13 protein-coding genes and 2 pseudogenes are annotated in these 12,764 nt (G+C 59.1%); 5 read left to right on the plus strand and 10 right to left on the minus strand.

Going from position 1 to position 12,764, the window contains the following annotated elements; all coding sequences use genetic code 11:
* The first annotated feature begins 30 nt into the window (after window positions 1–30).
* Window positions 31–732, plus strand: coding sequence for a response regulator transcription factor (locus IB252_RS09835; protein WP_074876325.1), 702 nt, complete (start codon window positions 31–33; stop codon window positions 730–732).
* Between the two features lie 4 nt (window positions 733–736).
* On the plus strand, window positions 737–2,038 hold the full coding sequence (locus tag IB252_RS09840) for an ATP-binding protein (protein ID WP_192408354.1): 1,302 nt from the start codon (window positions 737–739) through the stop codon (window positions 2,036–2,038).
* 180 nt (window positions 2,039–2,218) lie between these two features.
* On the opposite strand, the gene IB252_RS09845 is transcribed toward IB252_RS09840, so the two are convergent.
* The 3 genes from IB252_RS09845 to IB252_RS09855 are packed head-to-tail and all read right to left on the minus strand — an operon-like array spanning window position 2,219 to window position 4,080.
* The gene (locus IB252_RS09845; protein WP_192408355.1) at window positions 2,219–2,995 is read right to left on the minus strand and encodes an anti-sigma factor family protein; all 777 of its coding nucleotides are present in this window, start codon (window positions 2,993–2,995) and stop codon (window positions 2,219–2,221) included.
* Window positions 2,992–3,489, minus strand: coding sequence for a sigma-70 family RNA polymerase sigma factor (locus IB252_RS09850; protein WP_225607395.1), 498 nt, complete (start codon window positions 3,487–3,489; stop codon window positions 2,992–2,994). The genes IB252_RS09845 and IB252_RS09850 overlap by 4 nt, the downstream gene beginning before the upstream one ends.
* 54 nt (window positions 3,490–3,543) lie before the next feature.
* A complete protein-coding gene (locus tag IB252_RS09855; RefSeq protein ID WP_192408356.1) occupies window positions 3,544–4,080 on the minus strand; it encodes a tetratricopeptide repeat protein in 537 nt (178 codons plus the stop codon).
* A 107-nt stretch (window positions 4,081–4,187) separates the two neighbouring features.
* Between IB252_RS09855 and IB252_RS30135 the strand changes: the two are divergent.
* Window positions 4,188–4,307, plus strand: a pseudogene (locus tag IB252_RS30135) (SAM-dependent methyltransferase); the annotation flags it as partial.
* A gap of 120 nt (window positions 4,308–4,427) precedes the next feature.
* Here the strand turns inward: IB252_RS30135 and IB252_RS09860 are convergent.
* From IB252_RS09860 to IB252_RS09875, 4 genes are all read right to left on the minus strand, one after another.
* A complete protein-coding gene (locus IB252_RS09860) occupies window positions 4,428–5,381 on the minus strand; it encodes a D-2-hydroxyacid dehydrogenase family protein (protein ID WP_192408357.1) in 954 nt (317 codons plus the stop codon).
* Window positions 5,382–5,394: 13 nt separating this feature from the next.
* Window positions 5,395–6,414, minus strand: a complete 1,020-nt coding sequence (locus tag IB252_RS09865; protein ID WP_192408358.1) for an alpha/beta fold hydrolase — start codon at window positions 6,412–6,414, stop codon at window positions 5,395–5,397.
* Window positions 6,415–6,499: 85 nt separating this feature from the next.
* Window positions 6,500–6,934, minus strand: coding sequence for a YqaA family protein (locus tag IB252_RS09870; protein WP_192408359.1), 435 nt, complete (start codon window positions 6,932–6,934; stop codon window positions 6,500–6,502).
* On the minus strand, window positions 6,934–7,380 hold the full coding sequence (locus IB252_RS09875) for a DUF411 domain-containing protein (protein ID WP_033055117.1): 447 nt from the start codon (window positions 7,378–7,380) through the stop codon (window positions 6,934–6,936). Before IB252_RS09875 ends, IB252_RS09870 begins: the two co-directional genes overlap by 1 nt.
* Window positions 7,381–7,882: 502 nt before the next feature.
* On the opposite strand from IB252_RS09875, the gene IB252_RS09880 reads away from it, so the two are divergent.
* Window positions 7,883–8,413, plus strand: a complete 531-nt coding sequence (locus IB252_RS09880) for a hypothetical protein (RefSeq protein WP_111450077.1) — start codon at window positions 7,883–7,885, stop codon at window positions 8,411–8,413.
* Between the two features lie 49 nt (window positions 8,414–8,462).
* On the opposite strand, the gene IB252_RS09885 is transcribed toward IB252_RS09880, so the two are convergent.
* Window positions 8,463–9,458: an aldo/keto reductase gene (locus tag IB252_RS09885; protein WP_192408360.1), complete on the minus strand. Its 996-nt coding sequence runs from the start codon at window positions 9,456–9,458 to the stop codon at window positions 8,463–8,465.
* Window positions 9,459–9,576: 118 nt separating this feature from the next.
* On the opposite strand from IB252_RS09885, the gene IB252_RS09890 reads away from it, so the two are divergent.
* Window positions 9,577–10,503 carry a LysR family transcriptional regulator gene (locus tag IB252_RS09890; protein ID WP_192408361.1) on the plus strand — a complete coding sequence of 309 codons (927 nt, stop codon included), beginning with the start codon at window positions 9,577–9,579 and terminating at the stop codon, window positions 10,501–10,503.
* Here IB252_RS09890 and IB252_RS09895 read toward each other — a convergent pair.
* Both IB252_RS09895 and IB252_RS09900 read right to left on the minus strand, forming a co-directional pair.
* Window positions 10,492–11,439 (minus strand): GNAT family N-acetyltransferase, encoded by a 948-nt coding sequence (locus tag IB252_RS09895; RefSeq protein ID WP_192408613.1) that lies wholly within the window; start codon window positions 11,437–11,439, stop codon window positions 10,492–10,494. The genes IB252_RS09890 and IB252_RS09895 overlap by 12 nt on opposite strands.
* Window positions 11,439–12,727 (minus strand): annotated as a pseudogene (locus IB252_RS09900) (AMP-binding protein). The gene IB252_RS09895 and the pseudogene IB252_RS09900 overlap by 1 nt, the downstream one beginning before the upstream one ends.
* Window positions 12,728–12,764: the final 37 nt, after the last annotated feature.

Genomic DNA, 12,764 nt, shown 5'->3' on the forward strand with positions numbered 1-12,764 from the left:
CAGGCACCACTGCACTCCCTGGAAACACCCATGCCCAACATCCTCCTGGTCGAAGACGACACCGCGCTCTCCGAATTGATTGCCAGCTACCTGGAACGCAACGGCTATAGCGTCAGCGTGATCAGCCGTGGTGACCATGTGCGCGAACGTGCGCGGGTCAATCCGCCGGACCTGGTGATCCTCGACCTGATGCTGCCGGGGCTCGATGGCCTGCAAGTCTGCCGCTTGCTGCGCGCCGATTCGGCCACGTTGCCGATTCTGATGCTCACCGCCCGCGACGACAGTCACGATCAGGTGCTGGGCCTGGAAATGGGCGCCGACGACTACGTCACCAAACCCTGCGAACCGCGCGTATTGCTGGCCCGAGTGCGAACGTTGCTGCGGCGCAGCAGCCTGATTGAACCGCAGACGGCCAACGACCGCATTCTGATGGGCAATCTGTGCATCGACCTGTCCGAGCGCACCGTGACCTGGCGCGAGCAATTGGTCGAACTGTCCAGCGGTGAATACAACCTGCTGGTGGTACTCGCCCGGCATGCCGGTGAAGTGCTCAGTCGTGACCAGATTCTGCAACGCCTGCGCGGCATCGAGTTCAATGGCACCGACCGCTCGGTAGACGTGGCGATTTCCAAGCTGCGGCGCAAGTTCGACGACCACGCCGGCGAGGCGCGCAAGATCAAGACCGTGTGGGGCAAGGGTTACCTGTTCAGCCGTTCCGAGTGGGAATGCTGAGTCGATGTTCAGAATCCTGTTTCGCCTGTATCTGGTGACCATCGTCTCGTACAGCGCGGCGATCTATCTGGTGCCTGACGTGGTGATCAAGGTCTTCCAGGAACGCTTTGTCACCTACAACCTCGACTATTCCCGCGGGCTGCAAACCCTCATCGTCAAACAGTTTCACGCCGTGCCCCCGGAGCAGTGGCCGGCCTTGGCCGCGGAGATGGACAAGGAATTCCAGCCGCTGCACATCGTCCTGACCGGTAACGACGATGCCGATTTCACCGCTGATGAGCGCAAGCGTTTGCAGCGTGGCGAGAACGTCGTGCGCATTGGCGACTGGGGCTGGCGCACCTTGGCGGTGTCGCCGCTGAACGAGCGGACGGTGGTGGAGATGGTCGTGCCGCCGGACCCGATGGACGTCAGCCTGTTGTACTGGAGCATCAACGTGCTGATCGGCGCGACCATGCTCGCCTGTCTGTTGCTGTGGTTGCGCCCGCACTGGCGCGACCTGGAACGCCTCAAAGGTACGGCTGAACGTTTCGGCAAGGGCCACTTGAGCGAGCGCACACAGATTTCCAAAAGCTCCAACATCGGTAGCCTGGCCAACGTCTTCGACACCATGGCTGGCGATATCGAGAATCTGCTCAACCAGCAGCGGGACCTGCTCAATGCCGTCTCTCACGAATTGCGCACGCCCCTGACACGACTGGATTTCGGCCTGGCGCTGGCGCTGTCCGACGATTTGCCTGCTGCCAGTCGCGAGCGTCTGCAAGGTCTGGTCGCGCACATTCGCGAACTCGATGAGCTGGTGCTGGAACTGTTGTCCTACAGCCGCCTGCAAAACCCGGCGCGGCTGCCGGAGCGGGTCGAGGTGTCGCTGGATGAGTTTATCGACAGCATCCTTGGCAGCGTCGACGAAGAACTGGAATCCCCGGACATCGTTATCGATGTGCTCCTGCACGGACAACTTGAACGCTTCATCCTCGACCCAAGGCTGACGGCTCGCGCTATTCAGAACCTGCTGCGCAATGCGATGCGCTACTGCGAAAAACGCATTCAGATTGGTGTGCAGGTGTGTGCCAAGGGGGCTGAAATCTGGGTGGACGATGACGGGATCGGTATTCCGGATGAGGAGCGGGAGCGGATTTTCGAACCGTTCTATCGGCTGGATCGCAGTCGGGATCGCGCCACGGGCGGGTTTGGTCTGGGGTTGGCAATCAGTCGGCGGGCGTTGGAAGCTCAGGGCGGCACGCTCACAGTCGAAGTGTCGCCGTTGGGTGGGGCACGGTTCCGTTTGTGGTTGCCCACCTCAGCCTGACGCGTTTTTTGTAGCAGCTGCCGAGCCTGCGAGGCTGTGGTGAGGGGATTTATCCCCGTTGGGCTGCGAAGCGGCCCCTGTTTTTCCAGCAACACCGCGTTCAATGGATTACGACGGCTTCGCCGCCGAACGGGGATAAATCCCCTCGCCACAGGAGCTCGGTGTTAGTTGCAACGTCGTTCAGACGTTGAGACGTGAGCGCAACAATTTCGCCATGTCCTCCAGTTCCGCCACCGGGTTATGCCCGATCAACATCCAGGCATGTTGCATGTCAGCCCAATAGACAATGTTCATCCCGTACCGGCGCTCCTGGGCGAAATGCCGGCTGCCGCTGTTGGAGCGGGTGACGCACAGCGCCATGGGGCCGTGCGCCGGGTCCAGATAGGTGATTTGGGCAATGGCGACCCCGTCGTACTCGAGGATTTGCGCGCGCTTGAACTCGGAGCGTGGCAAGGCCAGTTGTGCCGGCACAAGATTCAGGCCCAGACGCGCATCGATGGTCCGCAGTTGCACCCGCTGAGCGGCTTCGTCAGTGGGCAAGTGGTCCAGGGTTTGCGGCACGTAGAGCGACATGTACTCGGCCACCAGAGCGCGCCAGTTGTTCTTTTGCTGGCTCAACTGCCAACCGAGGAACAGCCGATCCGCCACCACGCCACTCGCCACCAATCCGGCGGCCGCGGCGAGAAACCAGCGCCGATTCATGGCCGGGCGTTCAGGTGAAGGCAAGGTGTCGAGCATCGATTGCAAACGGTCCACGGGCGCCTGTCGACCCAATTCATCGTAGGCCTCCTTGAATGGCAGGCTGCTGCGGGCCAGCCATTGCAGGCGCAGGTTGAGCGTTGGGTCTTCAAGGATGGCCGCGTCGATGCGGGTGCGCTGTTCGCTGTCGAGCTGGTCGTCGAGATAGGCCACCAGTTGCTCATCCGAGGGGAACGTCGGGCGGGCGTGATCGTTCATCGACGTTCTCCAGTGGAAGGGTTCGGCACGGTGTGCAATGGCGGGTACTCGGCCAGTTTCGCGCGTGCCGCAGCCAGGCGGCTCATGACGGTGCCGATGGGCACGTCGAGCACGTCGGCCACTTCGCGGTAGGACAAACCTTCGACATAGGCGAGAAACACCGTTTCCCGCTGGGATTCGGGCAGGGCATCCACGCGCCTGATCACCTGAGTCGCGAGGACATGGGTTTGTGCCGCGTATTCACCATCGAACGACAAGGCGTTGTCGGCATCCACCAGCCCCTGTCCATGACGCACTCTTCGGGAGCGAACTTCGTTGAGCCAAATCGAATGCAGAATACTCATCAACCAGCGGTCCATGCGGGTGCCCGGGACAAACTGCCCGGCACGTTCAAGCGCCCGCACGCAGGTGGCCTGCACCAGGTCTTCGGCGACATGCCGTTGCCGGGACAGCAGCAGGCCGTAGCGCCATAAACGCGCCAGGTGCTGGCCCAGTTCTGCCCGTATTGCCTGATCGCTGGCGATGGCGACCTCCGTCTGCTCGGTGTGTCAGGTTTGCGATGAATCATTGATGGCTTCGGCCAGGTCCTGGTATTCCTCGCAGGTGGTGCTGCCGCAGATGGATTTGATCTGCTGCAACTGTTCCTGAGCGAGGTCCAGCCGACCTTTGATCACATACGCTTCGCCGAGGTATTCGCGAACTTGCGCGTAGTGCGGGTCAAGTTTGACCGATTGCAGGTAATAGCTGATGCCTTCGTCGGTGCGCCCCAGTTTACGCGTGGCGTAGCCGCGATAGTTCAAAGCCTTGGCGGTGTTTGGCTGTTTGAGGGTGTCGAGCAGGGCCAGCGCTTCCTCATAGCGACCGCCCTTGGCCAGGCGATAGGCGTAATCGGTGCGGTCGGCGTCCGGGACCAGGCTGCTGGTTTGCCTGAGGCATTTTTGCGACCGGGAGTCGAAGACCTGCCCTTTGGGGCAATTGGGTTTTGCGGGGGCGTCATCGCCACCACCATTGGCGAACGCCAGCGAACTGGACAATGCGACTGCCAACAGCAACTGGACAGTTAACGCAGAGAAACGGGTGTTCATGGGCGATGCTCCACAGGTTAGTTCTCAGGGGCGATGCAAGGTGAACACCACAGGCTGAACAATTATTCATTTGTTTCTGGCGGTCTGTGCAAGGAAAGCTCAAATCGAGGGCGAAGGTTGATGCACAGTTGAGAGCGCTGATTGCCGGGGAGCCTGAACTTCGTGGAAGGGACGTAGTGACGGTTCCTTATGAGACGGTGGCGTTTGTAGCGGTGAAGGGCAGTTAAATCGGTGGGAGGCCATTCGCGAGCAAGCCCGCTCCCACATTTGATCTGTGTCGTTCACAAAATCAATGTGGGAGCGGGCTTGCTCCGGGCGGCGTTCCGACGAAGAACGATGACTCGGTATCAGCTCAGTACGCGGATCGGTTCTCCCGCAGACCAGGCCTGAATGTCCTCAATCATCTGCGAGAAAAACTGGTGATAGTTCTGCTGGCTGACATACCCGACGTGGGGCGTGGCCAGCACAGTGTCCAGGGTTCTGAACGGATGATGAGGCGGCAAGGGTTCCTGCTCGAAGACATCCAGCGCAGCACCGGCCAGTCGCCGTTTCTGCAACGCCTTGATCAACGCTGCCTCATCGACAATCGGACCGCGCGCCGTGTTGACCAGCAGCGCCGAGGGCTTCATCCAGTCCAGCGCCTGGGCGTCCACCAAGCCGCGGCTACGCTCGCTGAGCACCAGATGGACCGAGAGCACATCGGCCTGTTCGAACAGTTCCTGTTTACTGACGTAGGTCACGCCGACTTCGGCTGCGCGTTCGGCGTTCAGGTTCTCGCTCCAGGCAATCACCCGCATGCCGAATACTTGACCGAAGCGGGCAACGCGGGTGCCGATGCTGCCCAGACCCAGGATCGCCAGGGTCTTGCCGTGCAGGTCGCCACCCAGGCTTTGCTGCCATCCACCTGCGCGCAGAGCGTTGGCTTCGACCACCAGGTTGCGGGTCGCCGCCATGATCAGCGCCCAGGTCAGTTCCGGCGCGGCGTGCTTGTAGCTGTCAGTGCCACAAACCTGAATGCCCAGCGCAGCGGCGGCTTTCAGGTCCAGGGCGGCGTTGCGCATGCTGCCGGTGACCAGCAGCTTGAGTTTCGGTAAGCGCCGCAGCAGGTCCTCATCGAACCGGGTGCGCTCGCGCATCACGCAGATCACCTCGAACTCGCCCAGCCGTGCCGCCAGGGTTTCGTTGTCGGCAGGGTAGTCATGGAGGAAGCTCACTTCACCGATGTCGTCCAGCACCGACCAGTCCACCACGTCACGGGCCACGTCCTGCCAGTCATCAATCACCGCAATCTGCACTGCCATCAGCCTTACCTCATCAATGAACGGGGTTGGTTTTGTTCAGCCAGGCGAGCAGGGCCTGGTGGAATTGCGCCGGTTCTTCCATTTGCGGCGCGTGGCCCATGCCGGGGAATTCGACCAGCGTCGAGCGGGGAATCAGTTTCGCCACCTGCTTGCCGAGGACGTCATAGTGACCGAGTTTCGCCTTGACCTCGGGTGGTGCAATGTCGCTGCCGATGGCCGTGGTGTCGGATGTACCGATCAGCAGCAGGGTCGGCATCTTCAGGTCCTTGAACTCGTAGTACACCGGTTGGGTGAAGATCATGTCGTAGATCAGCGCCGAATTCCACGCCACCTGCGTATGCCCCAGTCCTTTGTTCAGCCCGGCGAGCATGTCTACCCAACGATCGAATTCCGGCTTCCAGCGGCCGCCGTAATAGGTGTTGCGTTCATAGGTGCGAATGCCGTCGGCGGTGAGTTTCAGCTCGCGCTCATACCATTGATCAACCGTGCGATAGGGCACGCCGAGGGCTTTCCAGTCTTCCAGGCCGATGGGGTTGACCAGTGCCAGTTGTTCGACTTGATCGGGGTATTGCAGCGCATAGCGAGTGGCGAGCATGCCGCCGGTGGAGTGCCCGAGAACACTGGCCTTTTGAATGCCGAGGGCCTTGAGCAATTGCTGGGTGTTGGTCGCCAGTTGCTGGAAGCTGTATTGATAATGGTCGGGTTTGCTGGAGGTGCAGAAACCGATCTGATCCGGGGCAATGACCCGGTAACCGGCCTCACTCAGGGCCTTGATCGAACTGTCCCAGGTGGCACCGCAGAAATTCTTGCCGTGCATCAACACCACGCTGCGTCCATTGGCCTTGCCGTGGGCGGCGACATCCATATAACCCATTTGCAGGGATTTTCCCTGGGACTCAAAGGCGAAATGCTTGACCGTGTAGGGATACTTGAAACCTTGCAGCTCCGGCCCGTATTCCGGGCCTTCGGCGTGGGCGATGACAGGCAATGCAGCGGTCAGCAGCAGGCCGGGCAGCCAGCGGGTGAGGGACATGGGCGAACTCCATTGGAAATCGGCCGATGCTGGATCGGCATGATTAGGGCGACATTAAACACAGGCAATCGCCGTGGATGATCGTTCAACCCATCCAGCCCACTGTGGCCATGGCCAGCACACCATAACGGGCGCCTTTGGCAAGGGTCACGATCAGCAGGAATCGCCCCAGCGGCTCGCGCATCACGCCGGCCACCAGGGTAAGCGGATCACCGATCACAGGCACCCAGCTCAGCAGCAACGACCAATGACCGTAACGCTGATAATGGACTCGGGCTTTTTCCAGATGGCGCGGGCTGACCGGAAACCAGCGCCGATCACGAAACCGCTCGATACCGCGCCCCAGCCACCAGTTCAGCAGTGACCCCAGAACATTGCCCAATGTCGCTACGGCGAGCAGCGACCAGAGCCAATACTTGCCGCTGAGCAACAGCCCCACCAATACCGCTTCGGACTGCAAGGGCAGCAGGGTGGCTGCGCCGAATGCGACGAAGAACAGCCCGATGTACGCACCGAACATCAATGGGCGGGGTAGTCCGCCACCACGACGTCAGTGCCGTCTTTTTTCAGACCAATCACTTGATACGCATCACTCATGCCGTCCATTTCCATGCCGGGTGAACCCATGGGCATGCCGGGGGCGGCAACGCCCAACAGATCGTTGCGCTTGCTCAAGGCCAGCACCTGATCGGCGGGGACATGACCTTCAACGAATTTGCCGTTGATCAAGCCGGTATGGCACGACGCCAGGCGCGGAGGCACGCCGTGCTGTTGCTTGAATTCGCTCATATTGGCTTCGACGTGATCGTCGACTTTGAAGCCGTTGGCTTCCAGATGGCTGATCCATTTTTTGCAGCAACCGCAATTGGCATCGCGGTGAACCTCGATCGGGATCAGGTCGGCGGCCTGGGCCAGGGAGGAAATGAACAGGGCGCTCAGGGCGACCAGACGCAGGTGGGTTCGCATGGGGAATCTCGTCTCGAATTGCGGCCAAAAAAATGCATTCTGACCATTTTTTTTGGCCAGGCATCCAAGGAGTGTTTCGAAGTAATACAAAGCCGGGCAGCCTTGATCATCGTAGATCAAAGCTGTCAGTCAGATGAGGCGCACATTACAAGATTGTCAGGTTGGCTGCTGAGGGCCGGGGACAGCACTCAGGGGATCGCCACGCGGTGACGGACGGTGCGCATTGAGAGGTGTCGTAATGGATACAAACTAACTAACCAATAGGTTAGTAGTACATGTTTAGTGTCTGTACCACTTTCCAAATTAATGTATAGACCAATGAAACAGGGCACTTGCCCGGTTGTATCGTAAATGTACGAGAATTGTAAAAATCGGAAATAATTGTTGGTGTGGCCAGTGGCCAGACTGATACTCGCCCGCTCTAAACCAGACTAAACAAGGAACTTTTTATGGTCGCCTCACACGGACGGCTGCATCAGTTAACGCAGTCGGGAGTTCGGTCATGACTATCGGCTATACCGGGGCCTGGACGGCCAAGGCAGGTTTGCTGGTCAAGGACACGGGCGCCGGCAAGCCTGTGACGCAAAGCGCCAGGGTCAAGCAGATGCTGGCATTGGTGGGTACCAATCCAACGTTGCTGAACACCGCGAAAATGGATGAGCAGAAACTGCACAGGAACATCAAAGGTTTCGACCCGGAAAATGTCACCGCCAAACAACTGGGCAATCTCAGCGCCTTCTTGAGAGGTAAAGGCCTGATTTCCGATATTACGTCGATGACGCTAATGAATGCCGGTGACAAGTTTGACCGGTTTGGGGTTCAGAAAGACCCGGATGCGAAATTCAACGCACTGGAGTATTTCGCCACGCAACTGGACACGATTCAGAACAACAGTATCAGGGGTGACAAGTACGCTGTCGGCCTGATCCCGGAATACAAGACGGCGATCTACGTGCTGCAAAATTTACACACTTACGGCAAGGGTAACGGAACGACGGTGCCGACCGACAAGGGCGTCAGCTCCAAGGCGTGACGCCCGATTGCCCTGGCCCACTCAACGTGTCGAATGGGCCAGGTATCGGTTACCGGTCAAGCAACTCCATGACTTCTTCCGGGTAACGTAAGCCAGCCGTGGCATTGACCGGGAATATCGCTTCCAGCGCTTGCAAGTCTTCGCCGCTGAGCTTCACATCCAGCGCGGCCACATTTTCTTCCAGGTATTTACGCTGTTTGGTTCCCGGAATCGGAATCACGTAATCGCCCTGAGCCAGTACCCATGCCAGCGCCAGTTGGCCGGCGGTCACGCCTTTTTCTGCGGCCAGGTCCTGCACTTGCCGCACCAGCAACAGGTTTTTGGCGAAATTCTCGCCTTGAAAACGCGGGCTGAAGCGCCGGTAGTCGTCTGCCGCGAAATCATCAGGGCTTTTCAGCGCGCCGGTGAGAAAGCCACGGCCCAAAGGGCTGTAGGGGACGAAGGCAACCCCCAGGCGCTGACACGCAGCCAGACAACCGTTTTCCTCCTGGTCACGGCTCCACAACGAATACTCACTTTGCAGCGCACTGATCGGATGAACCTTGTGTGCCCGCTCAAGCGTTGCGACCGAGGCCTCGCTCAACCCCAGGTACCGAACCTTACCGGCTTTCACCAGGTCGGCCATGGCACCGACGGTTTCCTCGATGGCCACCTGCGGATCGATGCGGTGCTGGTAGTACAAATCCAGGGTCTCGACACCGAGGCGCTTGAGGGTGCCGTCGATAGAGGCGCGAATGTACTCCGGTCGGCCGTTGACGCCCCGCGCTACCGGATTGCTCGGGTCGCGGACGATCCCGAATTTGCTGGCCAGAAACACCTGGTCGCGCTTGCCGACGATGGCCTTGCCGATCAGCTCCTCGTTGGTGTGCGGGCCGTACATGTCGGCGGTGTCGAGCAGGTTGATCCCCAGCTCCAGCGCGCGGTGCAGAGTGGCGGTGGCTTCGCGGATGTCCACGCCCGTCGTGTAGAAATCGGTCATGCCCATGCAGCCCAGACCCATCGCGCTGACGAGTGGACCGTTTTTGCCCAGTTGACGTGTTTGCATGAAATCAGCTCCCTGTGAATGTGGCGTCCATTGTTGACCTCGACAGAAACAAGATAAACCGGCTAAAACTGCTATCACTGTTCGTCATTTCTAAATAATCAGCCGGTAAGCAGAAGCAATGGACCGTTTTAACGCGATGCGCGTGTTCACCCGAATCGTCGAGCTGGGCGGTTTCGCCAAGGCGGCGGATAGCCTGCAATTACCCCGGGCCTCAGTGACCATTCTGATCAAGCAGCTAGAGGCGCATCTCGGTGTGCAGTTGCTGCAACGCACGACGCGGCAGATCAGCCTGACGCTCGATGGAGCGGCCTATTACCCTCGTTGCGTACGGTTGCTGGCAGACCTGGAGGAAACCGAAGCGGTGTTCAGCGCTGCACGCAATAACCCCAAGGGGCTGTTGCGCGTTGACATGCCGGCGGGCGTGGGACGCTTGATGGTGATCCCGGCATTACCGCAATTTACTGCTCGATATCCCTTGATCGAGCTGGAAATCGGCTTGAACGACCGGCCTGTCGACCTGATACGCGAAGGCGTCGATTGCGTATTGCGGGGCGGCGACTCACTGGACGATTCACTGGTGGCGCGGCCGTTGGCCATGCTGGACCAGGTCACGTGTGCCAGCCCCGACTACTTGAAGCGATTCGGGACGCCTCAGTGTCTGGCTGACCTTGAAGGCCATCAGATGGTGGAGTATTTCTCCAGCAGCAATGGCAAGCGTTTTGGGCTGGAATTCATGGTAGATGATCAGGTTCAGCTCATTAATCTGCCCAAGCAAGTCTCGGTCAACAGCGCCGATGGTTACCTGGCCGCTTGTGAGGCGGGGTATGGTCTGGTCCAGACCCCGTATTACCACGTAGCCCGCCAGCTGAGCGAAGGCCGTTTGTGTGAAGTCCTCAGGACGGTGCCGACACCGGGGATGCCACTGGCGGCGCTTTACCCGCCACACCGCCAGTTGTCCCGGCGGGTGAGGGTGTTTGTCGACTGGCTGGTGGAGCTTTGTGCGCAGCCGGGCAATGACTTTTATCGAAAAGACTCACGCGGCTGAGCGGGCTCTGTTCAGCGCTTCGGCGCTACTTTGCATGTTGGCGTTTTGCTGTAAATCGTCATGCAAGCGTTGCATGTGCGGGCAGTGCAGGTTGAGGTGACGAGACTGTACCCCTCGATGAAACAGTGCGAACCACCCATGGGTGTTTGATGCAGGCATCAGCCCGGTAAAGGTGAAGCCAAGGGCCGCCAAATTGCGAAAGTCCTGGGCAAAGTGCCGTGACAACTGAAGTTTGGTCGAGATCAGCCAGTGCCTGGGCAACTGCCGGATCTGCTCAAGCAGACGTTTGGTCAAACGCTGAATGACCATGTCGAATCTTTTATGGTGTTGCTTGAGTTGCAAGGGCAGAGAAGACGTCGTGTCCGGATGAGTCCCGAACACGGAACACAGGTGCTGCATAAACCCCCGGCAGCTGTCAGGCCATGGGATGTCGGGGAGTGGACGCGTATGTCCTTCGACGACATGACAACCCATCACGATGGTTTCCGGCAGCGGCTCAGCGAAGGGCGAAGGGACGTAGTCAGGAAGCAAACCCGTGCTGTGGAAGCCGATGTTTGCTGCCATGCGTTGCGTGTAGGGATGGTGTGTCACTTGTTTGATCGAGACGCTCTTGAACCCCATGGAACCTGACCGCGACAGCAACTCCCGTCCCAGGCGGGTCGCGATACTCTGCCCCTGAGCGGCGGGATGCACCACACTGAGGGCCAGCTCGGTGGTGTCCGCAGGTGTGTCATGGCACAACGCGGCATGCCCCAGAACGCGTACGTCGTCCACCGCCAGCATCGACTTCCAGCGCCCCTCGGCATTGTGCTGATTGATCATGTTCGGCAAGTAAACATCCGGTTGCACGTAATGATCGCCGTAGACCTCGCGAAACAACTGGCTCACGGCACGTGCATCGGATGGCCGATAGGGTCGAAAAATCAAATGCGGCATCATGCGGGCTCCGGCGACAGTGCGTCATACACGCGCAAGTCCAGGACCCGCAGTTGTTTGCCGGAGCGTGGGTGAAGCTTCAATGCGGTGACCGCACAGGACAACACTCGCAACTCCAACAGGCCTTCGCGGCACAGTTCCTCGATGGCGGGATAGTGTTCAACCAGCGCCGCGTACAACGCTTGGCACACCGGCACGGTGGCCATTGATAGCGCCGAGGGCACCCACTTCACACTCAAAATATCTTTGTAGCCGTCATGTTCGATCAGCAATTGCCATTGGTCGTTGTGGGCAATGCGCTGGACGATCTGCTGGATGTCATCGATCAGCAGCGACAGCACCCCGACGCGCACTCGCTGGCTGTGCGCGCTACGTCCCTTGAGGGCGAATTTTCGCTTCGGGGTTGAGCCGGGTTCGCGCCAGCACGCACGGTCGCCCACCGGATAACGCAGCAGTGGCATGAGCCGGCGAGTCAGATTGGTCACCACCAATAATCCGGTGCGATCGCATTCTTCGATGACTTCACCGGTGAGTTCATCGACGATCTCCAGCACGGTTTGTGGTTCAAACACCCGATGCTCGCCCAAGGCGCAGTCGCGGCCGCTGGCCCCGATAAGGCCGGCGTCTACACTGGCGTAGCCAATGGACGCAATGCGCACGTTGGGAAATACGTCGGTGAGGATTGTCACCTGCTGGGCAAACAGGCTTTCGCCGCCATACAGCAACGTATCAACCCCGCACAGTACTCGCCGATGCTGGTTCAGATAGGCAGCGAATCGCAGCAACTGTGCCGGGACGCCGACCAGCACGTTGATCTGATGCTGATCAATCGCATCGGCCAGTGCGTCCAGCTCGGCGTGTCCGGTAAACGGAAACTCGCAGATGGATCGCCTGACGTGTGCCAGGGAGTCGTGGATGAACAGAAAACTGGCGTAAAGATCTCCGGAAAAGAACAGATTGGCGACACGGTCGCCGTCATTCAGTTGAGAGGAGAAGCTTTCTCCAAATGCACTGACCAGTTCTTGCCATTCGCTATAGGTGTAAACGGACAGTTTGCCCTGGCTGGTTGTTCCGCCGGTTTGAAACAACAGCGCATCGTCGACCTTTGCGGTCAGAACCGGCCAATGACTCAAGTCATGGCTATCAGCCCAATAGTCCACCGCGTTGGTGAGCGGTATATCTTGTAACTTAATGCCCTGCGCTGGTAAGTGTTCCAGTTGCTGGCGGTAAAGTTTGAGTGTTGCCGTATATAAGACAGCAGTTGTTCGAGCGAATAAGTCGATTTCACTGGATTCTCTTTTTATCAGTCGTCTAGACGGTTAAAA

The organism is Pseudomonas sp. PDM10 (genome assembly GCF_014852295.1).
Lineage (GTDB): Bacteria > Pseudomonadota > Gammaproteobacteria > Pseudomonadales > Pseudomonadaceae > Aquipseudomonas.